The sequence below is a fragment of the Fluoribacter dumoffii NY 23 genome (genome assembly GCF_000236165.1).
GTDB classification, from domain to species: domain Bacteria; phylum Pseudomonadota; class Gammaproteobacteria; order Legionellales; family Legionellaceae; genus Legionella; species Legionella dumoffii.
Genome location: NZ_CM001373.1, coordinates 315,657 through 340,157 on the forward strand (window position 1 = coordinate 315,657; position 24,501 = coordinate 340,157).

A 24,501-nucleotide genomic window follows, 5' to 3' on the forward strand; every position below is an offset into this window, starting at 1 on the left:
GCAATTATATATCTTTTGGGTGTTTTGTGGACACTTTATTGAAAAAATGATTGAGGAGCCCAGATAGTATTATCGCGAACGCATGGCCAAATATTTATCAATCATTTGACGCGAAAGACTGACGGGTTTGGGTAATTGAGGCAGTTTGTTTAGGGGGAACCATTGGGCATCCTCGATTTCGGTTGCATCAATCTGGATCTCGCCCGCGGCATATTCGGCGATAAATCCTAACATTAAATTGCTCTGAAAAGGCCAGGGCTGGGAAGAAAAATAATGTAAATTTTTTATGGTTAGCCCCACTTCTTCCATGACTTCACGTACAACTGTTTGTTCCAGCATTTCCCCAGGCTCTACAAAACCTGCAAGTAGGCTGTATATCCCTGGCATAAAGTGAGGTGAGCGCGCAAGCAAAATTTCATCATCCCGCCAGATAAGTGCCAACATAACGGGGGAAATTTGTGGAAATATTAATGAATTACAATTGGGACATACTTTGGCCCGCTCTTTGGCACTGTATTGCGTTTGCTCGCCACAATATCCGCAAAACCGGTTGCTTCGGTCCCAATGCAAAAGCTGCTTTGCCCGCGTAACAAGCAGAAACAAATCTTCATCCCCTAGAATTTCATGTGCCTGGCGAATGGGTTGGAAAGAAAGATGGTTTGCCAATGTTTGGGGTTTGTTTTTAATCTGGACGGCAAAACAGGGGGTATTCCCATAGGTTCCCAAAAAAATTTGGCGTTCAACCGCAAGATTGAATTCACTGAGATTAAAAGCCTGAGGTATGGCGTGGTGCTGCAATAGAAGATCGTCGCCATGGAAAATAAACCAGAAAGCGGCTTCAACAAGTGTGACAGGAGGATTTATTTGGGAAATAAATGGTTTTGACATATGAAAAATCCAAAATAATACCACGTATTAAGTGTACATAATGATTTTGCAAATGGTCAAATTCTTGTATTTCGCAGGTACTCAAAAAATAACCCCAGAGGTCATTTAAATGGTGATGATCGACACTTTGGAAAGTTCTTTGGCAGGGGTAAAAAAAGGTTGTAGCCACAGGAGGTTTGATATCATGTACACAGGTTTATCCACAGATTTTGTGGATAAACAACTTCATTTAAACTGAGAATTAACTGATAAGATCCTTATAAAACAAGGAACTATAAAAAAAATGGAAGTTTTGATTTTTTGTTACACGATTGGATTGTGAAAGTTATCCACAGGATATGGGAAGAACAATTTAAAAATTTCTTGCATATCTTAACAAAGAAAAAAATAAAAACCAGTCTTGACTTTTGAGTTTTTAAATTTTTATTCGACCTCTACTTAATAAAGAAGTAATTCATCGGAAAATCTCCTCCTTTCGGGGGAGGAGATACCCTGCAAAAGGTGCTCTAAAACATGCCATTGCTATTTGCTGATTCTATAGGAAGAGCTTGAATTACATCCCAGTGCTCGTAAATTTTATTGTTTTCCAAGCGAAAAATGTCAATTATAGCTCGGCCTTGAGTTCCGGGTTCCAAAACTGAATGCACATGCACCATCACATAATCGCCCTCGGCAAGGATTCGTTTGATTTCACTGTGTGATTGTGGGTAAGTATTTTTGAGATAGTCAATGTAATTTTTCAAACCTTCAATCCCATCCTGAGCTTGCGGGTTATGTTGAATATACCAGGCTCCCAGGTAACTTTGCGCGGCATCAAAATTTTTTTCATTTAATGCCTTTTGATAAAATTGAGTCACAATTTGTTTATTTGCCTCTTGCATCGATCCGGCATTCCCATATAGGGAATGAATCATGAACCACCCGCTCATTAAAGCCATCGTTACTTTGTTCATTATCGCTCCTTTTTAATGTAACTTTTTGATTATAAATAGCGGATTATAAAAAAAAAGCGCATAATTTTGGTCAAATATATCTATTTTTTAGATGAATTGGGGTGAGATAATGGCGAAGGTCACTTTAGAACAATGGCGGGTATTGCAAACAGTTGTTGATGAAGGAAGTTTTGCTAAGGCCGCATTAAAACTGCACAAAAGTCAATCCAATATCAGCTATACTGTCGCAAGACTTCAGGAGCAGTTAGGGATCCAATTATTGCAGACTGAGGGACGAAGAGCAGTATTAACCCCACACGCGGTGGAGATCCTTAAGCTGTCGCGGCAAATTACCCGAGCGGCCAAAAATGTAGAAATTGCCGCGCTCAATTTAAAATCCATTTATGAAAATTCATTGCGGCTTGCCATTGATGAAATTTTTCCATTGTCGGTATTATTGGCGGTGTTGTATCAATTTGGCCAAGAGAATAAATACACCAGGCTGATAATTAATCAAGGCTTGTTATCAGGTCCTAGTGATCAATTAATTCAGGGCGAGGCAGAGCTTGCAGTGATTTCAAAAATTCCGGAGGGTTATACGGCTAATAAGTTAATGGATGTTCATTTTCTACCTTATGCTCATAAAGACAGTTCCTTACACCAAAAAAAATGTACTCTTGAGGATCTCTACGATGAGCGTTATCTCATTGCCCAGGATTCCGGATCCATTAAAAAATGGAATGAAGGGTGGTTGGGGTCTGAATTCCATTGGAAAGTAAGCTCCCTGGAAATGAAAGTTCAGTGTGCTGCACATGGGATAGGTTTTGCCTGGCTTCCACAACATATGGTGGAAGGTCGAAATTTACCTCTTCTTCCTTTGTGTATGGAAGAAAATAATATAAGAACCTATCCGATCTACCTGGTGCACCATCAATCTCAGGAATTAGGGCCCTCGGCAAAATATTTGATCGAATTATTTAAAAAATACTCACAAGCCCGGGAGGTTGGCGTAGTGCACGAGGGTTTAGAGGCTTAACTCCAGCTCCGGTTCCTAAAGGTTCGGTATAGGAATTTACAGGTACTGAATTGAAAGGACTATACTTATCTCAAGTAGCACTTTTTGAAGGAATAAAAAATGCATAACGGAGAGGATGTCATAATAGGAGATTTTCAAAACATTTTACTCAGGAATGGATATTCTGCCCATGAATTTAAGATCACGATAAAGAATGGCTCAAGCTATGATCCCAATCAGATAGTCAGTACGCAGGTATGGATAACAATCGAAAAGAATTTCATAAAAAAACAATATGGGTTATATCGAAGTAATTGGCCAGATGATTTTGAAAGGGATCTCCAAAAAGGATACTTCAACTAATTAACGAATAACGAATTTACATAAAAATAGCCTGGATTGTTCTCCAGGCCGTTAAAGTCATCCAATTTTTAATTTTTGAATGCAGCAAACCCCACAGTAGCAGCCACAGCCAAAGCAACACCCATACCAATGCTCGCGGCAGAGAAAAAGCTGAATTGATTTATGCGCGTAGAACCCGGATCGGGATTTTTAGCATCAGGAACTTGAGCCTGTGAAAATTTGCGTTCCGCAATTTTCTCTCTCGAATCATAAAATATTGGCTTTGTAATTATCACTTCACCACGAGGTGTTTGTGCTTTGCCAACCATGGAGGTGGCTTCAATTTCTGAATACCCCATTTTTTGTAAATCTGTAATTTCTTGTTCCAGGATTTGTTTGGTAGGAGAAGCGCCTTCCCCGATATCAAGAAATTCGCTATCTATTTTTCCTTCTTGCTTGTTATCATTCCAGGAAACACTTTTTTTGGGCTTTGCTGATGTTCCTATTGTGTTGGAGTCGTATTTCTTTTGCATGAAAAAACCTCATTTGCTTTAAAATTGGATCTATTTTAACAATAAATAATTAAGGGAAGATGAAGGAGTGTTGGTTTTGCTCAGGATGATTAAATATCAACCCGTCAGTGTTTGAAAACTGAATTGCCTAATTCTACTATAATTAAAAGGATATATTTTTTATCGACTTGATTCATATCATTTTTAAGATTGAATGCATGGGACAAGGGACATAATAGGGGAGAAATATTTATGAGTATCGATAGGGCACCCTATTCTACTTATGTCCAGGAACAATCACCTCTTTGGCGAGTTTTAATACCCCCCACCGTATTGTCTCTACTTTGCATTGTAATTGAGCTGAAAACTAATTTTCTTGTTTTTCATACGTTGACAGAGTTAAGCACCGTATTTATCGGTTTAACTGCAATGACAGTAGTCGCAACATCGATGAAATTCACCCAAAATCAGTATGTGGTTTTTATTTCTTTAGCTATAGGCTGGTGTTCCTGTATTGATATAGCTCATTTGTTAGCCTATAAAGGAATGAATTTATTACCTCAGGGTGGAGGAAACCTGAGTACCCAGCTTTGGATTTCAGCACGTATTTTGCAGGCCTTGTCTTTTTTGTTTGCTATTTATTTTTTTAGGCATTCCCTGCGAATTTGGGTGGTGAATGTGGGTTTTTTTTTAATAACCCTGACCCTTTTTATTGCCATTTTTACGGGTCATTTTCCGCAGACGTATATTGAGAATTATGGAGTAACCTGGTTCAAACTCTATTGTGAATGGGGAATAATTCTTATCTTGATCATGGCGCTCATACTGCTTTGGTATGAAAAAGTAATGGTATCAAAAGAGTTGATGTTGTATATGAGCTTGAGCATGATTTCCATGATATTTTCTGATTTGGCATTTTCCGACTACAGAAGTTTATTTGGTTTTCAAAATATAATCGGGCATATACTCAAAATATTTTCCTTCTGGTTTATCTATATTGCTTTGGTAGTACAAACCTTACGTCGCCCTTTTGCCATTCTCACACGCGCAGCAACAACCTATGATAATATTCCTGACCCAACGTTTATTGTGCAATCTGAAGGAACGATAAGCCAGGCAAATACTGCCGCAGGAAAATTTATTCATAGTAAACCTGAAGAGTTGGTAGGTCTCTCTTCCCATACACTTTTCCATAATAAGAATGTATCCAAGGAGCAGTGCCCGGTATGCTCGCAGCTCTCTGTTGCCAGAAATAAATTTATCGTGGAAATTAAAAACGACAAAGAGGAATGGGTAGAATGCAGCTTATCCCCGATAGATTCGGATTTGTTCCCTCAATCCTGGGTGCAGATGGTAAGAAATATTACGGTCCGTAAGGCACTTGAGGTTGAACGTAAAAAGCTAACCTACGATTTGGGTGAACGGATTAAAGAAATAGAATGCCTTTACACTATTTCCAATCTAATTGCCCTTAGAGACATGAGTATTGAGGAGTTATTTACCCGAACAGTTTACGAATTACCTTCTGCTTTTCAATTCCCGGAATACGTTGTTGCAAAAATTGAAAGTAATTGGGGGGAATTTTGTTCAGACCCTCAAGCACAAAAATTGCCCTACCAATTGGAAAAGGAATTTACATTTAATGGCGAGGCAGTAATCAGGATAAATGTATTTTATCGTCTTTCTCCTCCAAAAGAGCCTGTTTTTTTACCTGAGGAAGTAGCTCTTTTAGACTCGGTAGCTGTTTTATTGCAAAGTGCCCTAACGCGGTTTCATTCCGAACAAAAAGCAACAGAAGCGGAAACCCGTTTTAAGGAAAGCGAGAAGCATTTCCAGGCATTTATTGATCAAGCACAAGTTGGGGTGTATATACGCAATAAAAAACGGTTTTTGTATGTAAACCCTCGTTTTTGTGAGCTTGTTGGCCGCAAACGAGAGGATTTGTTATCGATTGGACTGCTGGATTTATTAGAAGATGAATCGACCCGTAAATTGGTTCTTGAGCATTGGGAGAAATTAGATCAAGGTGTATTACTTATTACTTGCCATTAAAAAGAAGTGACGGCACTCCCATAGTTTTAAGAGTAGATACTACGGTTATTTCCTGGCAGAGCAATTTTGAATTTTTAACTATCGTTGAAGATGTGACTGAGATTCAACATGCCAGAGAGCAGATAGATCTATATGTAACCCAATTGGAAGCGGCGATAAAGGGGACTTTTCTCGCGGTGTCCACAATGGTTGAACTTCGTGATCCCTATACTGCCGGCCATGAACGGCGGGTAGGGTTAATTGCAAAGGCAATTGCACAAGAGCTGGGTTGGCCAGCGAAGCGTTGTGCATCCCTTGAACTTATGGGATTAGTCCATGACATAGGTAAAATTTCGATCCCCGCCGAAATTCTCTCCAAACCTACCCGTTTGACTGATCTTGAAATGGAACTGATGAAAAGACATCCACAAGCTGGATATGACATTTTAAAGGATGTTCCCCTCAAAGAACCCGTTGCAGAAGTCATCTTGCAACATCATGAGCGTTTGGATGGCAGTGGCTATCCTCGAGGACTGAAAGGGGCGGAGATTTTACCCGAGGCCCGGGTCATTGCTGTAGCCGATGTATTGGAAGCGATGTCTTCTCATAGACCTTACAGACCCTCATTGGGGATTGATGCTGCCGTAGAGGAGCTTAAGCGGGGAAGAGGCATTCAATACGATGCAGAAATTGTTGATGCTGCATTAAGGCTCATTGACGCCAAAAAGTTATCTTTGTAAACACCCTCACAATGTGGCTATGAAGATAAAGCAGAAAATGGTGAATGGACAACCCTTATAGAATAAAAGTATATTGGGGATTACAGGGATACTCCGGGGTTCTTTATGTTCCGAAAAACCGCTCCTTGCTTTTTTGCCGTCGTTATCGACGCTTTGGGATTTGGGCTTGTCTATCCAGTAATGACCGCTATATTCACAGCAGACCATAGTCCTGTATTAAGCGCTGATGCCAGTGTGGCAGTAAAGCATTTTTATTTAGGGCTAAGCTATATGCTTTATCCTTTATGTATGTTTTTTGGCACCTCGTTCATGGGGGATTTATCTGATGTGTGGGGGAGAAAAAAAGTATTACTGTTGTGCATGTTAGGAATAACCATCAGCTTCCTTCTCATGGGGATGGGAGTTGCCTTTTCGTGTTTGAGTTTATTGCTTATTGGCCGCGCTCTTTCAGGGTTAATGGCCGGTAGCCAACCTATAGCTCAAGCCTCTATTGCCGATTTGAGTACACCCGAAACAAAGGCTTTAAATATGAGCCTTATCTCTATGAGTTTTAGTTTTGGTTCTGTTCTTGGGCCCTTGCTGGGCGGAGTGATGTCGGATCAGCAATTGCTGCCCTGGTTTACTTTTACCACCCCGTTTTTGATGGCGGCATTCCTTGCATTTACTGCCTGGATTTGGATAGAGCTTGCTTATCAAGATACTGTTGTTGCTTTATCACATAAAAAAATTTCTTTTTTCCGACCGGTACAAATATTCATAGAAGCATTTGAGCATCGATCAGTTCGTATTCTGGCATTGGTTTTTCTTTTAATGCAGATGGGGTTCAGTCTTTATTTTCAATTCATCATCGTCCATATGAAGGCTGTTTATCAATACACGAACTGGCAGCTGGGGGCGGTACAAGGTATGATTGGTTTGGGTTTTGCCATGGGTATTCTCATAGGAATGCCTTTATGTGTGAATCGATTTAAAGTACAGCATATTGCTTTAGTTACCCTGATTTTGACCGGGTTGGGCCAATTACTCGTCTATGTTATTTCCAATTCTTTATTGCAATGGCCTTTGGCAGTAGTCATTGCAACTTTTGACATTATGGCTTTTGCCTGTTTATTAACTTTATTCTCCAATGCTGTTGATGCGCAATCACAAGGATGGGTAATGGGGATATCCGGTGCAGTGATGGCCTTTGCCTGGATGGTCACGGGCTTTGGCTCAAATTTATTATCCCTTATCTCCAGTGCAGGTTTAATTGCCATCGGAGGGCTGTTGTTGCTTTTTTCAGCCCTGCTTTTATTAAAGAATAATTGAGAAAAGCCCTATGTTGCTTTTTCAACTGCACGAACAGGACTTTTCCGCAGTGCCTTATGCCTCGTCTTGGCTATTGTAGCTTCGGGTGATTGGCGATGTTCTCCAACTGTTGTAAGGGCTTGCGTGAAAAAAAGGCCCCCACATAACTCAGGATGGAGGAATTGGGGGGATTGGAAGAGGGTTCTGGACTTGCTTCAACTTCAACAATTTCAGGCTCAGGATACAAACGCTCCTGAACCATCCTGAATCCTGAAAAAACACTCCTCAGGACAAAAGGCAACAGGGTTAACATAATAAGCATGCTGCTTAAATTTGTTGACTCATTGAAAAGGACATAGTTAGCCAAGGATTGGAAAAATGCAATAATCAGAGCAATCCCCATGGTCTTGGAAATCAGTGTTGATGCATTGATATTGCGGTTATCCATAGGAAGATCAGTGCTTTCATTAATTTCATAAAAAGCAATCCACAACCATAACAGATCAAAAGCAACGCTATACCAATGCTGCTGATTCATTTCCGTAACTTGTGCACCTACTGCTTTAGCTAAATCAAAGGTCAGTTTCCCACTTTTTAGTGCCAGCGCCATGGTCGGTTTTTCCTGGGAATTAGCCAAATCTGCAAGTTGTTGTACAAACAAGCTCTTGGGAAGATGGATATCAAAAAGTTCATAAAACGTTTTCTCGGAACCAAATAATCTTCTCAGCTGTTCCTCACTAAGATTTGATAAATTGCCTACTCCTGGCGCAAATGTCCCATCCTCTGCATGATGAGCGATGACAGCATGGGAATTTTTCATCATCATGACATCGTTGGTGCCATCACCGTTTGCTACCACAAAATAGTGTTGCTCCTTAAGATACTGGGCGAGGATCCCTTTTCCTTCAGTACTCATCTCTGCAAAAATGATTACCGGACGATTGGCTTTATCCCTGTCCATCAGCTTTTGAAAATGCGCCAAAATTGATGGGTTAACCCCTGCGAATATTACTGTAGCTTCAGGGGGGCAACTTTCTTCGCTGAGGAGTTGCAATCCACTGAGTTCTGTATGTTCTGCGCGGATGGTGATGATTTTTTTTGCATTAAGCGGACATAATACTTTAGCGATATTTATTGCGGCTTTTGTAGTATCTCCTGTTGCGACAAATACAGGGACAGATATTTCTCGGCATTGGGAGATGAATTTCTCTGCACCTTTTTTGACGGGATTATCAATTATAAAAGTTCCGTAATACTCCAGGCGTTTAAGCAAGTGCGAGTTTTTTAAAAAAAAGTTCTCGATGCCATTTTTATCCTCTTTATCAAATAACTCTTTTAAAGCCATAAATGCAGATGGGTTGATTTGGCAATGTGCAATACACCAATCCCGAGATAAAACTTCAGTACGACTTTGCATCCGGGTATAGCCATGCAGTAACGAAGTGTCGCTAAAGGCGTCGGCTTTGGGTACGCCACAAAAGACAAGAGCATATTGGTCACCCTCCTGGACCAGGGTAAAACGCCCGCCAAAAGTCCGGTACAAACCCAGATGAAAGGTTTCCACTTCTTTTTTGCCAGCAATCACTTTTTTAAAGTGGTTGTTTCCGTAAGTGGTTACCTCCAGGCATCGAGAATCACTTAATAAGGATTTGAATAATTCCAAAATGGCGAATTCTTCAGGTTCTAATTCTTTTTTGCTGTGAGTGAATGCATAACAAAAAATTTCAAAGGCTTTCATCCATTCCATTTCTGCAGGCAGAAGGATGTTTTCTTCTTTATCTTTAATTAGCTTCTGAACCTCCGGGGACATCCCGGCAGTCCACAATCCTAATACATTCATGCGGGTAGTGGTCAGAGTGCCGGTTTTATCAGAAATAATGGCAACCCCTTTGGGAAATTTATCGTGATAATACCCCCCCAATGCGTTACATAAATCCACCAACCGCAGGGCATCGATGGTTTCAAAGGGATGATCCCCTAAATTGCTATTCAACTTTTTCATCAAGCGGCTATTCACCGTTTCCCGTAAAAATGCCTCGGAAAAAGGAATCATCGTTTGAAACAGGGTGAACATGAGCCTCAGGGTTTCTGCGGGCATTAAGGTAATGTCCCTCTGCAGAAAAGCCGCCATAATGATGGAACCTAAAATAGAATATAAAACATTTCTTTGTTTGCGTTTGGCGATGATCTCATCAATGTAAGATTTTTTCTCATAATTGCTGCTAATCAGAATTTCTTTTTCAGGTTTTATCTGAATGAAAATATTGTCATGGCCATAGAGGTTTAGTTTATCCCCTACTAAAACTCCCGCCTGTTTGCCATCTCTCACTGCATATAAGTCCACTTTTTTGTAATTGGAAGTCAAATCAGGTTTGGTATGATGTTCTATCCATACATCTTCCCCATTTTGGGCTTTGAGATTCACACTGAATTTTTTCCGCTCCAGGAGGGATGTCCATTCACCTTTTAAATTACGTTCTAGCGCAACCAGCTCTCCTGCAATGGGGACGCATTCTAAGTTGATGCTCTGATCACAAAGAACCAAATCTCCGGTACGGAGTTGGTAGCGAGGAACGCTAACGAAAGTTGGACCCTTGGGGGTAAAGCGCAAAACTTGATGTAGCTGATGGTTGTATTCATAATCGTGATTCAGTTTTTCTTGCTGAATTCGCATTTTTTTTATAGTGGAAGGGGTCAAGTCTGCAAGTAACGCAGGTAAATTGCGAAATTTTTGCACGATTCGATCAGCATAACGAATATTATGAGCAATTAGCCCCAATTGGAACGCACGGGAACTTACCATAAGCTCGCTGGCGATAAAGTGATTGATTTGAAAATACAGGTTGGATAACGGGGTCAGGCCGCTGGAAATTACCGCAGTATCCGCACGTTGTGCTCCTCGATTGTGTTGAAAACGCAACAGGGTTTCTTGAATTTTTTGGGTGAGATAAGAAATTCCACTGGGCACAACCAAGGCACTGGTTCCCAGTCCTGCAATGAGTGAATATTCATCAGCAAGCTGGCCGTCAAGAAAAAAGGTAGTCCCCTTAAAAATCGAGCTGTACATATAGATAATTGCCATTACCTCACTGGCGACAGCAACCGATAGGGCAGGTCCTGATTCCAGCTTGTTGTCCGTAATGCGGTTCAAGGCACAATATCCTAATACAGCCCCGCCAAAAATGAATTTAATTACAAAATCATATTCTGGACTTCCCATTAGGTATTCACTAAGCAGCGGGGTCAGGTAATTGCCTAAAACCAAAGCTGCCCCAGAAGAAATGGTAGGCCAAATGTATTTGTTAAACGTACTCCAATCCATAGAATCCAGGGAAAATGTCCATGCTAAAGTGTTATAAAGTTCCTTGACGCGCAGTGAAAAAAAATTGCTGATTTCTGAGGCTGTACTTTTTAAATAGTAAGTTCTATCGGCCTGCGCATCTTGTACCAATTGAAGTGGTAACGCTCTGCTGTTTTTAGGATTTATATTGTGTGATTTTGAGGGGGTGGGTATCTTTGTCTTCATATCTAAAATCCTTTTTGTATATCAATGAACTTTTTTGGATATTTGGGGCTCATCTTGATAATTAACTTATCTCTAACAAAGGTTCAAGAGTATTTTGTAAAAAATAATGATAAATCAGTGTGGAACTGCATTGTAAAACAGGTGCAAGCATAAGTTGGACTTATGCTTGCACTTGGTAATTAAGGTTGTCTGCCATAACCAGAAGTACGTTCTTCCATAGGCTGTATTGTGGTTTTGTTTGAAAAAAATCCTTTATCGGAGACAGAAACTCCAGTTGTCTTGACCGCATTTTCTTGTGTTGCTGCAGGATGCTGAATCGGGGTAAAGGTGACCTCCTCAAGATGTTTTGCTTTCTCGATAATCTCTTTCAAAGCTTGCGTCTTTTCCCTTAAAAAAGATATTAAATTATCCGTAACATGAGTCAACTTATATGCTTCATCATCATCGAGAGTGAACAATTCCCCTTGTTTATTAAGCCCAAAACGCGCAGATATAATCCCTTTGGTGGTTTCATAGACGACAACAAAGGTGAACATTTCTTTTTTGCAGGTATTACTTGGACGTATTACAAAGGGGAAATCAGGATTCTCTAACAAAGCGGTTTTAGCTTGTGTTGTATCTGCTACAAAATAAGGGCTTTCGGTGAGTTCCTGATAAAGCGCCTCGCCTTTGGAAATTTTTCTGGGTTCTGGCTGGGGGGATAGAGGAGCAGCCTGCCAGTTTTCCTCGTATTTTACAATAAATTTTGCGGTTTCCACATGTAAAGCCAGTGTGGCAATTAATCCTCTGGGATTCATTTCTATCTCGAATCGAGCATCCGGCTCCACTAAATATAATTTGCCCTTAATATCCAAGCCATATCGTGAGGAAACGATGCCTTTATCTGTTTGATAGGAAATAGAGAAAAGAAGGAGATCATCGACCTTAAGCCTGCTGGGGTGTGCTACAAAAGGTGCGTCAGGATGTTTAGCAAAGAAATTGCTTGTTTCCTCAGCGCTTTCGATAAAGAGGCCATTTTCAAAAACCTCCTCCATAAGGGACTTTATTTTTTCTTCAGGAGGAATGGCAAATTCTTTAAGTGCCTCTGCAACTGCATCCATGAAATGAACATTTTGGTGCATTGTACGGAGGCAGAATTCATAATTAGAGAGAGGTTTTCCTGTTCCTGAAATGGATGCTCTTAGTACGTCTTCTTCTCCGGCATAACTGTGCAAACGTAATTTCACATTTTTGGGAATCATGTGCCGATACTGAGTAAAATAGTTTTTCAGGGTGGTCACTATATCCCGACGATCATCAAAAAAATCAAATATTATTTCTTCTCCTGGATGATCTGCCGCGGCTTTTTGCATTTGTGCAAAAAGAATGGTTCTTTTATATTCATCCATTGTTGCACATGCCGCGTGTTGATGAATATTTTTTTTCATATCCATCCATGAGTTGTTTTTTATCTCATCCATTATTCGCTGAAACGAAGTTCCGCTTTGCAGTTGCCCTTCAGCATCCGCAAGCATGAATGGATCTAAGGTTATGCCCAGATAATCACAGATAATCTCCATTGCAGAGCAACAAGAACCTTTAAAGCGCTCTGAAAAACCACAATTGAGCAAATCGGTATTATAATCTTGCCGGGTAGACCCAATAAAACCATAAACTGCTGAAAATTTGGAATTTTGCTTTTTCAATTTCTCAAGGAAAGCCTTATTATTAACAAGAACGGCATCTGTTTTATGTTTGGAAAAATTATCATGGGGTAATTGAACATAAGCTTTATTAAATAAACATCCATCAAAATCAAAAGATAAATAGCGTATTGTCATTTTGAACCTTATAAAGTTAATTCGTTTTTATATGAAAAAATACCTAAGTAAATTGCGAATTAATATTTAGTCCCAGGGAATCGTTAAATTTGCGGTCGATGTTTGGGTAAGAGAAAGATTTAAGTCGAGGTTTCAGACAAAAGAATGAAATAATATTGCCCTGTTGGTTACGGACGGGCTTTGTTACATCACTGATAAACTTAAAAAATCTATTTCAACAAAATCGAGCTCATTGATTCAGATTACCTAAGTTGTATCAGTCCTCCGCTCACACAGATTAAATTGCAGGCGTTTATTGCCTTTTTTCCTGTATGAATAGTTTTTAAAATGCCCCATTTTATAGTCGAATTCTTAAGGGAACATTAAGTAATTCTCGTTATGAGCACAATTTTAAACAGCCCAAGAGCTCCTATTTCGGGGGTATAGGTGAAATTGATTATCAGGCAAAACAAGTCATAATTAAAAAGAGATACCTCATGGATGCAATCAAAATGAATACTTTTGATACAATAGCAATTGAATTTGATTTAACTCGTCACCATGTGAAACAAATCGCACTTGAGGAACTAAGTATCGATACCCAAAACAAAAATAAAGTATACTGGGTCCACAGCAATCTGAAGCAATCAGAGGCTTATGCACAAATAGTGAAAATCCTCAAATTGCCTGAAGAGGTAATGAAATTATGCGAAGAAAATAACTTAACCAATCTCATTGATAATGATAATGCGCTTAGCTTGCAAATCAAATGTTTGGCTTCACTTGAATTAAATGAGGATAAGGAAATTACTTTAGACAACCTTATTCTTCATCTCACTGCGAATTATTGTTTTACTGCATCGACAACATCATTACCTGTCTTATTTGAGTTTTTTAATAGTTGCGCAAAATCAATTCATTATGCCAAGACCTCATGTTTTATATTGTTTTTATTTCTTGAAGGGATAATTAATGACTATGCCCGGATAATTTTTCTCTATGAAGAAATAGCAGAGCAGTTGGAAGATCTATTGCAAACCACAAATGAAAATATCTATAAAGAGGTTGCAGAAGTAAAGCACCAAACCTTGCAGATTAAACGGTACATGATGGCCATAAGGGAAGTTCTAATGCGCATCACTACACGAAATATCTCTGTGGTCTCAGAAAAGTGCCGTTCTTCTTTATCGAATTTATCGAATCACAGTCATCTGATTATCAATGATGCAGATTCAATCCGTGAATTGTTAAACAGCTTGTTGGGACAAATTGATAATGAATTGATGCAAAAAATGAGCAAAACAATGGCGATCCTCACGGCATTTGCATCGATTTTTCTGCCGCTTACTTTAATCACAGGAATCTATGGGATGAATTTTGAATGGATGCCCGAGTTACACTGGAAATACGGATATTTTGGTGCGCTTGGTTTAATATTTTTCTGCGCTTTATTCCTTATTTTTCTTTTTAAAAAAAAGAAATGGATGTAATCCAGGACCGGGGTTTAACCATATTCAAATAAGGCAGGGTTATTTTCCTGTTGCAAGAGTTTATTATCCACTAAAGAGCGGCCGCAATCGATGTATGCAAACGCCTGGGCAAAATCTCTAAGCTCCATTGTAAAGGTGGATTCTTTTACCGGTAATATGACTAATTCGACCTTTCCATTCACCTCGCGTTCCATTGAATAGCGGCCCCCATAAAATAAATAATGGGATAACCAATTACGGTTTTCATGATGAGGGTTTCGCAGGGTAATAAATTTTCGATAGGATAAATGGCTTTCCTTCACATCGAGTAATGCATAGGTATGCCACATTGTAATTCCTTCTGGAGGATCTTCTCTGGAACTGCAAACAATTGGCTTTTGTTCTTCCTGAGCCTTTTTTAAGGAAAGGAAAAGATTCATTTCATCATAACTGTACTCGTTCTCCCCAGGTAATATCTTATACTGTTGCAGCCACTGGAAGACGGCCCCAATTGCTCTAAGGGGGGGATCAATGCTGGTATCTGCCAGTTGCTGAATAAAGTGAATAAATGTTTCTTTTGTGAGAAAGACATGTTCCTCAAGCAGATGTGCCAATTGGTGTTGATGCAAACGTACCCAGTTCCACCACCCCTCCAGTAAGGTTTGCTCACCTGCAAAAATAGATTCCACCATATTCGTAACACTTGCTAACTTATCATAGGGACGCAAGAGAAAAATTAAGGAGTAAATATCTTTACCATTACAGCCATAAATTATTTTTTTATGCAATTGAGCAAGTGGGCAATTTGCTTGTTTCGGAAGTGGAATGGGTTCACTAAATCCACCCAGGAGTGCTTTTAATACTTTGCGCGAATCGCCACTGTTTAGAATTTTATTATAATTGCCGCCCATAAAAGTAATATAGGCCTTTTCAAGGAAACGCACCCAGATTTTTCCGGAACTTAAAATCCCCCAGTATTTAGGCAGGGATTTTTCCATAACGAGCCACTGTGGTTCATCATCCTTAAAAAAACGCACATAAATTTTATTGTTCTTATCAATCATTATCTTACGAAAATAGTGCTCTCCTTTGGGCAAAGCAAGGATCGCATTTATTACCGACAGAAGATAACAATCACCACTTAGTGCCCCCTGGGCGACGTGGGCAATAGATAATCTTTGGGGATAGAGTGGGGCAACACTTTTTTCATGATGAATTGAAAAAAAACCATATACGCCCTTGGGATTGGGACTTGTTTTCAATTCATTGACTGGTACTGTCTTGACTGAAGAATTTTTCGTCGTAAATTCCAGGTCATCTTCCATAATTTTATCCCGGCTAAAGTGTTAAGTTTAATCCCTGCTTACTAATAAGAAACGTTCCTTACTCCCATTGGATTAGGGGGCTTATGAAATTTCTCTACCCCTATAAGGTAGGCGGTATAAAATTTACTGCCTCACTAATTTTCGTTTGAGGGCAAGGTGTAAATATGAGTGCGATTAATTTCGGTAGAGGAAGTCACACCCATCAAGGTCATGGCAATTCTCATTTCATTTTGGATAAGATCAATCATATGTTCTACGCCTGCCTGTCCTCTGGCTGCTAATGCATATGCAGTAGCCCGGCCCAGGAGCACCGCTTTGGCACCTAGGGCAAGCATGCGAACGACATCAAGCCCGGAACGAACTCCTGAGTCCACAAGAATAGTGAGATCAGAACTGATTTTATCCACAATTCTCGGCAGAGCTTTAGCCGTGGATAAGACGCCATCAAGTTGCCGTCCTCCGTGATTGGAAACGATAACCCCATCAGCACCAAAGCTTTGGGCATCTTTTGCATCTTCTGGATCGAGTATTCCTTTAATAAGTAATCGTCCATTCCAGGCATGACGTATCCACTCCAGGTCTTTCCAGGTAATTGCTGGATCAAAATTGTTATTCAACCATCCAATATAATGATTTAGCCCTATAGGTTTTTTCAAATAGGCAGAAATATTTCCCAACTCGTGCGGCCGCCCCATAATGCCAACCTGATAGGCCCAGGAGGGTTTTAACATGGCTTGAAAAAAACGGCGTCCGCGGGAAAATGGTCCTGACATCCCTGAATGCGCATCCCGATAGCGCGCACTCGGCGTGGACATGTCTACAGTAAACACCAGGTGCGTTACACCACATGCTTTGGCACGCTCCAGCATCGCTTGCATAAAACCACGGTCTTTGAGTACATACAATTGGAACCAGGCTCGATGAGGACAGGAAGCAGACACCTCTTCCAGGGAACAAACTGAAACTGTAGATAATGCAAAAGGTATTTCTTTTTTTTCGGCGGCTTTGGCAACTTGTATTTCACCCCTTCTGGCATACATTCCGGTAAGGCCCACGGGGCTTAAAATAATAGGCATTGCCATTTTTTGCCCCAAAAGTTCGGTTTCCAGATGCAGGGGGCCTGCCGTTCTTAAAATACGTTGACGTAATGTTATTTTGGCCAGATCGGCAGTATTTGCTTTGAGTGTGTGTTCGTCAAAAGCACCGCCATCAATATAATCAAATAAAAAACGGGGTAATTTCTTTCGTGCGGCTTCACGATAGTCAGAAACAGAAGCAATAATCATATCTAATCCATCAAAAAAGAAATTACTACTCTAAACAGCATAGCAAAAAAGAGAAAAATCACCCAAGAAATCGATGAAAAAAGCCAGGCAACCGTGCTTTATCATTAAAATCGTGCTTCAAGGGAAAGGTATTTAAAAAAAGAGTACAGGGATAATCTCAGTCATACTTGTATGGCCATACGGCTTTATTTGCGCCCGTACCAGGCTGCGCTAATACGGGTTAGAGAGTTAAATTTATTTTATTTTGCGGGTTGCGACATTTTATCAAGTTGTTTACTCACAAGCTTGCTTATGGCTTCCAGCATTTTTTGACAGGCTTCGGGACTGTCTGGAAATTGTTTGTAAATAATATTTGACAAAAAAGCAGAAAGAGCTTGGGAGATCACATTACTATCCCTTAGGGGAGGGGGTAATTTTTCCAAAGACTGCACCAGGGCAGACAATAAATTTTGTCCGATAAAATTCATTGCTTTGGAATAGTCCTCGTTGGTTAGGGATTCAACTTTTTCCGCGGTGACATCTATTTTCATATTCTGTCCTGTCTTTTTTAAATTCAGTGAATTATAGGGTTTGTCTTAGGTCACTTCAATGCCGTGCCACTTCAATCACAGATACTTAGCACTTCATTTCTCTAAAAATTGTCTTAGAATCGGGTTTTTTCATTCAAAGTTGCGCGCAAATAAGTGTTGCCCCTAGATCAAGGGATTTTTATAATCGTGCAAATAGCGGCTAGCCAAGTGGAATGATGCATAATCATTTATATGTCCTGAATCGCGAAATACAGGTATCCCCTTAATTTCAGCAATGCATTTTCCTTGGGGACATTGCACCTTTCTGGGATCAATAATTATTAATTGAGCGTATTTATTTTGCATTCGTGAAAACAGATCATCTTGCCAACTTGCACCCATATTAAAATCACATTGTTGGGGTTCATATTTTTTTCTATGTTTGATGTGATGTAAAAAACAATTGTACGTATCATGCACGGCAATGCTTTTGATTAAAACCGGTTTGGAACCTGAGGCAATAATAATTTGCAAAGCCTTATCCAAACCTTTTTCAATACGTTTTTTCACTAATTCGACCGGTTCGCTGGGGATTAAGCGATTGTTTAGATATCCGTCCCAATTTTGACCGAGGATTACAAAATCATAGTGATTCGCCTGGATCATAGCGTAATAACGTTTTACCTGTTCATGGCATGCCGCATAAACCTCTTTATTCCAATCATATTGCTGCACTCCTGGTAAAGAAAGACAGGACACAGTGGAATGAGCAAGAATGGAAATATTGGCTGCTCGGGCAAGATTATCCATAAATCCCCATAAATGATTTGCATGCGAATCCCCAAAGAGGAATCCTTTTTTACTGTCTGCGTTGGTGGCGCCCAGCATACACTGGTTATTTACTTCAATGTTTTTTTCCTGAAGACACTGCACCCTCTGCGGGTACGCATAATTTTTTAATTGGGCGTTAATAAGGCCCATTTCTTTAAAACGCTCGGGGAATCCCTCATGTTTTCTAAGCTCATAATCACTCAGATGCAGGAGAAGGACAGGTACTATAAATAAAAAGGTGAGGGTATATCCCAGAGAGAGTTTATGTAATTTGCGAGCCGGCTTTTCAATAAAACGCCAGGAAAAATAGGCAATGATAAAAACAAGAGTTAAAGCCAGCAGTAAAACTGTAGGGGTTTCCTCAATGCCCATATAACGTATAAAAACAAATACCGGCCAATGCCAGACATAGAGTGAATAGGAAAGTAATCCTATAAAAACCAGGGGCTTTATAGAAAGCAAACGAATGATAATTGGCTTTTGAGCAAGGCTGCCTGAAGCTATCAGTGTCGCTGTTGCCAAACATAAAACAAAAGCATACCCATTAGGAAAACCTGCATTTACCTGATTATGGGTTGCTATATAGAAAAGGCATAAGAGGGCAACTGCATTGAGCAAATCAAGAAAAATTTTATTGAATGCAAAACGATTGGCACTAAATACGATACAAGAACCCATTAAAAACTCAAAAATGCGGCTTGATAACTGGAAGTATGTTTTTGTGGGCTCTTTAACGGATAAGCATAAAGCCAAAACAAAAAAAAGAACCGTAAGCAAGTAAATTACTTGGGAGATATTTTTTGGGGCTACCATACGATGAAGAAGATATATCACCACAGGTAAGATGAGATAGCATTGCCATTCTATGGATAAGGACCAGGTATGTAATAAAGGCAACTGGTTTATATTGGGTGCAAAATATCCTTTTGTTGCGTTTTCAAAAAAGACATTGGATATAAAAAGCGAAGTCTTGCGAGCGCTCTTGGAGTATTGAAGCAAATCCTCAGGTAAGTAGAAAATCAGGGTTAAAAGAAGGGTAGTAATGATTAACCCTATGAATATTGGCTGCAAACGCCACAGTCTGCGATTATAAAAATCGATAAACGAAAAGCTGCCTTTTTGTAATGAGCTATGAATGATGCGAGTAATTAAAAATCCGGAAATAACAAAAAATACATCAACGCCAACAAAACCCGAGGGAATACATTTAAAGCCTGCATGAAAAAATAAAACAAAAAGAATCGCTACAGCCCTTAAGCCATCAATATCCGGCCGATATTCCATGTTTAGAGACAATCCTGGTTGGAAAAATCATACTTTATAACATCTTGGCAAACGAAGTGGTATCCAGGCAGCGATTTTTTTGCATTCCGGGGAGTAACCTCCATGAGCAAAGGAGTTATTCTTCGGTTAATAGCTGTCCTTTGAGTAAGAAACCACAGGTTACATAGAAAGGAAGAAATGGCTTACGGCTGACGCATCTTTACAGGTTTCTTCAGATAGAAATCCACCCAGGATTTGTGCTTCAATAGTAATCATTGATTCTAAATGACTGTTGTCATCTATAGGGGAGTAGTATCCATGTCCAACTCTTGGCAGCCTTGATTGAATGCCTTTATTTAAATGCCCCACGGGCTCTAAGATGATTAAGTCGCCATGACCCGTTAAATTAAAAGCCACACTATCCCCAAATAAGGGAACAGGCTTCACCTTTTTTTGAGACAATAATTTAAATGCATGTTTGTAGCATAAGCTGGGATTTTCATATTTGCTTCCAGGGCCTACTAAAGTAACTTGACCTTTTAGGTTGGACCAGGAGAGATTTCTGTTAGTAAGCATTCGCACATCATAAAGAATTCGATTTAATTCTTCATTTACTGCGCAACTGGTGGTTCGTTCACCGAATATGTGGGCGAGATAATAACAAGGGGTGTTCTTTTCATCTGTTGTAGCGATTAAAACCCCGGTACAGTTTATAAACCCTTCCGTCCCCAAAACATCTAAATCCCCTTGTTTAAATCCTGCACCTGCATCAACGCCTACCCGATAACAACGGAGGCCGTTCATATTTGCAAGCTGATCTGAATTGCTTTTATAAATGGAGGTAAAATCATTGCATTGTTGCAGGAGGAATCTGAACTCGGGTTCCTCAGCATCTTCCCGTTTTCGCAACAGGTTCTTGTACAATATGACTTCTTGCCAGTAGGCATCTCCTGCAAATCCCGATAATAATTTTAAGGCTTCATCAAGTTTATTGTAATGGGAGAGTTCCTGATAATATTCTGATGCTCTGCTTAACCTGATGTTATCAGTATCCAGAAGAATTTTCTCCTTTTGCTCTTCAGTTACAATTATCTTGACCATAAACCCTTACCCTTTTATTTTGTGGTGGATTATTATACACTTTTTTATTTTTTATTGTAATGGTAATGTGCAGGGTGATTGCAGTTTATGCACTTAAGGGGAATTGAGCAGAAAGGAGGCTCCTCACCGAAGCCCCCTAATGCACTATCAAAGGGATTCCCTACGCGGCTTTATTTCTTGCGGGTGTGCACCCAGTGGGCTAGTGCCTTGATCCCCGCTCTTAAATCCTCTTCATTACCTCCAAACGATAGACGTACATAACCCTCCTGACCAAATGCCACCCCGGGTACAAGAGCAACATGAGCTTCTTCAAGAGCCTGTTTACAAAACTCTTCTGAATTGTTTTGTTCAAAACCCAGGTTGTGTAAAGAAAGAAAAACATAGAGTGAAGAAAGCGGCGGTTGTACTGTGATACCGAAAGATGTTCCTATCGCCTCAATAACAGTATCTCTTCTTTTTTGCATGCATTGTTGCACCCAGCTACTTACATGGTTTTTTTCGTCCAAGGCAGCCAGGGCTGCCCACTGACTTATAGTATTTACGCCGCTGGTGCTTTGACTCATTAATACAGTAAGGGAGGAAATCATGGATGGGGGTGCGAAAACAAAGCCAATACGCCAACCGGTCATTGAAAAGTTTTTCGAACAGCTTTGAATTATAATTACCCGGTCGCGAAATTGCAGAAAGGAGCCACACGATATAAAGGGTTGTCCATCATAAGTGAGGGCACTATATACTTCATCTGCGATGACGAGAAGATCCTGTTCGTGTGCCACGTGCAGCAGTGCAAGCAATTCCTCTTGAGTATATAAGGCCCCGGTGGGATTCGAGGCATTGTTTAGGATAAGAACTTTACTTTGGGGAGTACACGCCTTTTTGAGGGATTGGGGTGTCAGCTTCCATCCTTGTGCTTTTTCAGTCTCCACAATAACAGGGAGGCCGCCAAACAATTGCGTCAGCGCTGGATAGGAAACCCAATAAGGGGCAGGTATAATCACTTCATCATGGGGTTGGATTAATAACTGCATCAGCAAATAAATTCCGAACTTCCCCCCATTTACAACGAGGCAGTTTTCTTTTGCCAATGAGCACCCATAAGTAGTGTTCATCCATGTACTTGCCCGATGGCGTAATTCTGAAATCCCCGCTACTGGGGGATAAAGGGTTTGTCCTTGCTCCAGCGCTCGGGTGGCTGCAGCCACAATTGAGGGATGGGGAGGTAGTTTTGGCTCACCGGCACTGAGATTATAAATTTTAACCCCTTCATTCATTTTTTGCTGAACTAATGAATTAATCGCAACTGTTGCAGAATCCCCAGGCAAGGTTTTATTTTTTAAATGCTTCATTATTTTTGCACCTTTTTGGAATTGGATATGATTATTTTGAACAAGCGATTAATAAAATCACCTTGCAGATGAAACTGCCGGGATAAATGATCATAATATTCAAACAATTGTTTTTCCCGCGACCTGTCTACTATTTTTTTTCCTTCTTTGGATTTTAAAGCCCCAATTTGTTTCGAAAGTTCCTGGCGCTTTGCCAAAATTTCAATTAGGCAGGCATCAGTTTGTTCAATTTGTTTTCTCAATTCTTCGAGGGTAGGCATGGTATTCTCCTTACTTGAGAAGACTGGCGTTATCTGGATATTTTTTTACTAAAATAAATGCCGTCCGGTTCGGATGGCGGTCTTGAATCTTTACTGCTTTAATTTCCAAACCATACAATTGTGCACATCGTGCCGGGGCAATGATTGCGGCATGGGAGGGTAGATTTCCTGCCGCTAAATCCCTGGCTGCTTTGGCAGTATCTATCCATTCTATTTGTTCGGCGTTCTGGTAGTGGGTTTGTAGAAATTGGCGGCATTGAGCTAAACCCTGGGAATGCGACACAATATGGGAGATTTGATGGGGTTGAACCCCTGGGCGTACCAACAAACATTGATTGATTTCATGCCATAATTCATCAATAAAGGTAAATGCATGTTTTCCCATCGCCTGAAATGCAGGTTTGACCAGTCCACCGATAAGGTTAACAACAGGCACTATGCCCAAATCAATGCGTTCCTCTTCAAGAGCATGCAGAACTCCTTCCATATGCAGCAGGTGAACAAGGGTTGGTTCGATTCCATTTTGTTGTGCATAAAGCAAGGCTGCTTCCTCAGAAAATGACCCTGCATCGCCAGAAATACCAAATAAAGTCGTCATAAAATAGCCTCCATTTCCACCTTGTTTCTTTCCAAAGATCGCATTTGGGCTAACCGCAAAAGAAAGGATTCTGTTTGCTCCCAGCTGAGGCAGGGGTCAGTTACGGATAAACCACCTAGATCCAGTTCCGCTGGATTCATGGAATCCACCTTTTGATTGCCTTCTTTGATAAAGCTTTCCACCATGAATCCTTTAACTAATTTTTTCAAATCGGGGTGGTTTTTAAGGCTTTCCAAAACCTTTAAAGCAATGGCAGGTTGTAATTGATGATTTTTTTTGCCATCAACCAGGCAGTTATCATGGCTGACATCTACAATGATGGAAGGATTGGCGATCTGATGAATATCCATATGGTGTTTTACTTCTTTAAGATGATCTATAGAGTAATTAGGGGCGTTATTTGATCCGCGCAAAACCATATGCGCGTGCGGATTGCCATGGGTTTGTACTTCATAACCATCGAAAACCGCGACGTGATCATGTTGGGAAGCCACAATACTGTTTACCCCAACAGCCAGGGAACCATGAGTTGGATTTTTTAATCCCACAGCACAATCCAGAGAGGAAGCAAAAATTCGATGTTCCTGGTCTTCGGAACTGCGTGCACCAATCGCTACCCAGGAGAGTAATTCAAGAAAGCCCTTGGCGTTATGGGTAAATAAAGCTTCATCAGCGATAGGTAGACCCATCTCGATGACTTTAACCATCATATCGCGGGTGTATTTTATTCCAGCGGCAATATCGGGGGCAGCAAATAAATCAGGTTGATTTACAGGACCCGTCCATCCTTTGGTTGTTCTTGGTTTTTGAATGTACACCCGCATGATCAGTTTTAATTCATGTTTCACTTTCTCATTTAATTGCACTAAACGGCGGGCATATTCCAAAACAGCTTTTTGGGGCCAGGCAGAGCAAGGTCCGACAATCATTAAGAGGCGATTGTCACGACCTTCCAAAATGGCTTTGATCTCTTTGCGATCGCGCTCAATTTGCAGATAAGCCGAAGCAGACAAAGGAATTTTTTGAATAATTTCTTCAACAGGAGGTAATTTTTTCAAAATGGAGTAGCTCATTGTCCCCTCCTGCAAGCAGTAAGTAATTTGGATAGATCCAGGGAACAGCAAGTTAGCGATTGATGGTGCATGATGACGTACACTCCTTTTTTGGTTTTATCCAACGCCCACGCTTTTGTCTGGGACTTCGGGCACCAAAACCCCCCAGACTAAGCTGGGGGTTGGAGTGTTAATTAATTCTACCGACCACCCAGCTCCGGGCTAAAAAAGCTAAAATAAAAAAAGCAAGCAAAGGCCTGAGCAAAGCCTGCTTCTTTATTTAACTTTTGGTTTACGGTAGAAAGGGACATAAAATTTCGCAAAAAAAAATTGTATTATTACTATACAATTCAGCAATGCTTCTGTCAATAGAGTAACGGCCCATAAAA

General features: G+C 40.3%; 19 protein-coding genes. 5 read left to right on the plus strand and 14 right to left on the minus strand.

Features of this window, described 5'->3' with window-relative positions:
* Positions 1 to 69 precede the first annotated feature (69 nt).
* A complete protein-coding gene (gene nudC / locus KYQ_RS01445) occupies positions 70 to 888 on the minus strand; it encodes an NAD(+) diphosphatase (RefSeq protein ID WP_010652578.1) in 819 nt (272 codons plus the stop codon).
* Between the two features lie 506 nt (positions 889 to 1,394).
* Positions 1,395 to 1,841: a nuclear transport factor 2 family protein gene (locus tag KYQ_RS01450; protein ID WP_010652579.1), complete on the minus strand. Its 447-nt coding sequence runs from the start codon at positions 1,839 to 1,841 to the stop codon at positions 1,395 to 1,397.
* Positions 1,842 to 1,950: 109 nt separating this feature from the next.
* Between KYQ_RS01450 and KYQ_RS01455 the strand changes: the two genes are divergently transcribed.
* Positions 1,951 to 2,856: a LysR family transcriptional regulator gene (locus KYQ_RS01455; protein ID WP_019349483.1), complete on the plus strand. Its 906-nt coding sequence runs from the start codon at positions 1,951 to 1,953 to the stop codon at positions 2,854 to 2,856.
* 410 nt (positions 2,857 to 3,266) lie between these two features.
* On the opposite strand, the gene KYQ_RS01465 is transcribed toward KYQ_RS01455, so the two are convergent.
* Positions 3,267 to 3,710 (minus strand): hypothetical protein, encoded by a 444-nt coding sequence (locus KYQ_RS01465; protein WP_010652582.1) that lies wholly within the window; start codon positions 3,708 to 3,710, stop codon positions 3,267 to 3,269.
* Positions 3,711 to 3,941: 231 nt separating this feature from the next.
* On the opposite strand from KYQ_RS01465, the gene KYQ_RS18110 reads away from it, so the two are divergent.
* The 3 genes from KYQ_RS18110 to KYQ_RS01475 all read left to right on the plus strand — a co-directional run bounded on the left by KYQ_RS18110 (position 3,942) and on the right by KYQ_RS01475 (position 7,768).
* On the plus strand, positions 3,942 to 5,741 hold the full coding sequence (locus KYQ_RS18110; RefSeq protein WP_019349484.1) for an MASE3 domain-containing protein: 1,800 nt from the start codon (positions 3,942 to 3,944) through the stop codon (positions 5,739 to 5,741).
* Positions 5,732 to 6,460: an HD-GYP domain-containing protein gene (locus KYQ_RS18115; protein WP_019349485.1), complete on the plus strand. Its 729-nt coding sequence runs from the start codon at positions 5,732 to 5,734 to the stop codon at positions 6,458 to 6,460. Before KYQ_RS18110 ends, KYQ_RS18115 begins: the two co-directional genes overlap by 10 nt.
* Before the next feature lie 105 nt (positions 6,461 to 6,565).
* Positions 6,566 to 7,768, plus strand: coding sequence for an MFS transporter (locus KYQ_RS01475; protein ID WP_010652584.1), 1,203 nt, complete (start codon positions 6,566 to 6,568; stop codon positions 7,766 to 7,768).
* 70 nt (positions 7,769 to 7,838) lie between these two features.
* Here the strand turns inward: KYQ_RS01475 and KYQ_RS01480 are convergent, their stop codons facing one another.
* Positions 7,839 to 11,273 (minus strand): HAD family hydrolase, encoded by a 3,435-nt coding sequence (locus tag KYQ_RS01480; protein WP_019349486.1) that lies wholly within the window; start codon positions 11,271 to 11,273, stop codon positions 7,839 to 7,841.
* 179 nt (positions 11,274 to 11,452) lie between these two features.
* A complete protein-coding gene (locus KYQ_RS01485) occupies positions 11,453 to 13,093 on the minus strand; it encodes a hypothetical protein (RefSeq protein ID WP_010652586.1) in 1,641 nt (546 codons plus the stop codon).
* Between the two features lie 476 nt (positions 13,094 to 13,569).
* On the opposite strand from KYQ_RS01485, the gene KYQ_RS01490 reads away from it, so the two are divergent.
* Positions 13,570 to 14,562 carry a magnesium transporter CorA family protein gene (locus KYQ_RS01490; RefSeq protein ID WP_019349487.1) on the plus strand — a complete coding sequence of 331 codons (993 nt, stop codon included), beginning with the start codon at positions 13,570 to 13,572 and terminating at the stop codon, positions 14,560 to 14,562.
* Positions 14,563 to 14,576: 14 nt separating this feature from the next.
* On the opposite strand, the gene KYQ_RS01495 is transcribed toward KYQ_RS01490, so the two are convergent.
* The 9 genes from KYQ_RS01495 to KYQ_RS01535 form a co-directional block, all read right to left on the minus strand.
* The gene (locus KYQ_RS01495; RefSeq protein WP_019349488.1) at positions 14,577 to 15,866 is read right to left on the minus strand and encodes a C2 family cysteine protease; all 1,290 of its coding nucleotides are present in this window, start codon (positions 15,864 to 15,866) and stop codon (positions 14,577 to 14,579) included.
* 134 nt (positions 15,867 to 16,000) lie between these two features.
* The gene (gene lldD / locus KYQ_RS01500; RefSeq protein ID WP_010652589.1) at positions 16,001 to 17,152 is read right to left on the minus strand and encodes an FMN-dependent L-lactate dehydrogenase LldD; all 1,152 of its coding nucleotides are present in this window, start codon (positions 17,150 to 17,152) and stop codon (positions 16,001 to 16,003) included.
* Between the two features lie 239 nt (positions 17,153 to 17,391).
* Positions 17,392 to 17,682, minus strand: a complete 291-nt coding sequence (locus KYQ_RS01505; RefSeq protein WP_010652590.1) for a hypothetical protein — start codon at positions 17,680 to 17,682, stop codon at positions 17,392 to 17,394.
* A 162-nt stretch (positions 17,683 to 17,844) separates the two neighbouring features.
* Complete coding sequence (locus KYQ_RS01510) at positions 17,845 to 19,776, minus strand: acyltransferase family protein (RefSeq protein WP_010652591.1); 1,932 nt, start codon at positions 19,774 to 19,776, stop codon at positions 17,845 to 17,847.
* A gap of 159 nt (positions 19,777 to 19,935) precedes the next feature.
* The gene (locus KYQ_RS01515) at positions 19,936 to 20,856 is read right to left on the minus strand and encodes a hypothetical protein (RefSeq protein ID WP_010652592.1); all 921 of its coding nucleotides are present in this window, start codon (positions 20,854 to 20,856) and stop codon (positions 19,936 to 19,938) included.
* Positions 20,857 to 21,026: 170 nt separating this feature from the next.
* A complete protein-coding gene (locus tag KYQ_RS01520) occupies positions 21,027 to 22,202 on the minus strand; it encodes a pyridoxal phosphate-dependent aminotransferase (protein ID WP_010652593.1) in 1,176 nt (391 codons plus the stop codon).
* Complete coding sequence (locus KYQ_RS01525) at positions 22,202 to 22,462, minus strand: chorismate mutase (RefSeq protein WP_010652594.1); 261 nt, start codon at positions 22,460 to 22,462, stop codon at positions 22,202 to 22,204. The genes KYQ_RS01520 and KYQ_RS01525 overlap by 1 nt, the downstream gene beginning before the upstream one ends.
* Before the next feature lie 10 nt (positions 22,463 to 22,472).
* A complete protein-coding gene (locus KYQ_RS01530) occupies positions 22,473 to 23,060 on the minus strand; it encodes a prephenate dehydratase (protein WP_010652595.1) in 588 nt (195 codons plus the stop codon).
* Entirely contained in the window at positions 23,057 to 24,133 is a 1,077-nt protein-coding gene (locus KYQ_RS01535) for a 3-deoxy-7-phosphoheptulonate synthase (protein WP_019349489.1), read from the minus strand. Before KYQ_RS01535 ends, KYQ_RS01530 begins: the two co-directional genes overlap by 4 nt.
* Positions 24,134 to 24,501: the final 368 nt, after the last annotated feature.

Bases quoted from the DNA above. Each gene is read 5' to 3' on its own strand.
- KYQ_RS01510 (WP_010652591.1), bottom strand. From the start codon at position 19,776: ATGGAATATCGGCCGGATATTGATGGCTTAAGGGCTGTAGCGATTCTT.
- KYQ_RS01455 (WP_019349483.1), top strand. From the start codon at position 1,951: ATGGCGAAGGTCACTTTAGAACAATGGCGGGTATTGCAAACAGTTGTT.
- KYQ_RS01520 (WP_010652593.1), bottom strand. From the start codon at position 22,202: ATGAAGCATTTAAAAAATAAAACCTTGCCTGGGGATTCTGCAACAGTT.
- KYQ_RS01485 (WP_010652586.1), bottom strand. From the start codon at position 13,093: ATGACAATACGCTATTTATCTTTTGATTTTGATGGATGTTTATTTAAT.
- KYQ_RS01465 (WP_010652582.1), bottom strand. From the start codon at position 3,710: ATGCAAAAGAAATACGACTCCAACACAATAGGAACATCAGCAAAGCCC.
- KYQ_RS01525 (WP_010652594.1), bottom strand. From the start codon at position 22,462: ATGCCTACCCTCGAAGAATTGAGAAAACAAATTGAACAAACTGATGCC.
- KYQ_RS01450 (WP_010652579.1), bottom strand. From the start codon at position 1,841: ATGAACAAAGTAACGATGGCTTTAATGAGCGGGTGGTTCATGATTCAT.
- KYQ_RS01535 (WP_019349489.1), bottom strand. From the start codon at position 24,133: ATGAGCTACTCCATTTTGAAAAAATTACCTCCTGTTGAAGAAATTATT.
- lldD (WP_010652589.1), bottom strand. From the start codon at position 17,152: ATGATTATTGCTTCTGTTTCTGACTATCGTGAAGCCGCACGAAAGAAA.
- KYQ_RS01475 (WP_010652584.1), top strand. From the start codon at position 6,566: ATGTTCCGAAAAACCGCTCCTTGCTTTTTTGCCGTCGTTATCGACGCT.
- KYQ_RS01505 (WP_010652590.1), bottom strand. From the start codon at position 17,682: ATGAAAATAGATGTCACCGCGGAAAAAGTTGAATCCCTAACCAACGAG.
- KYQ_RS01495 (WP_019349488.1), bottom strand. From the start codon at position 15,866: ATGGAAGATGACCTGGAATTTACGACGAAAAATTCTTCAGTCAAGACA.
- KYQ_RS18110 (WP_019349484.1), top strand. From the start codon at position 3,942: ATGAGTATCGATAGGGCACCCTATTCTACTTATGTCCAGGAACAATCA.
- KYQ_RS01480 (WP_019349486.1), bottom strand. From the start codon at position 11,273: ATGAAGACAAAGATACCCACCCCCTCAAAATCACACAATATAAATCCT.
- KYQ_RS01530 (WP_010652595.1), bottom strand. From the start codon at position 23,060: ATGACGACTTTATTTGGTATTTCTGGCGATGCAGGGTCATTTTCTGAG.
- nudC (WP_010652578.1), bottom strand. From the start codon at position 888: ATGTCAAAACCATTTATTTCCCAAATAAATCCTCCTGTCACACTTGTT.
- KYQ_RS01490 (WP_019349487.1), top strand. From the start codon at position 13,570: ATGGATGCAATCAAAATGAATACTTTTGATACAATAGCAATTGAATTT.
- KYQ_RS01515 (WP_010652592.1), bottom strand. From the start codon at position 20,856: ATGGTCAAGATAATTGTAACTGAAGAGCAAAAGGAGAAAATTCTTCTG.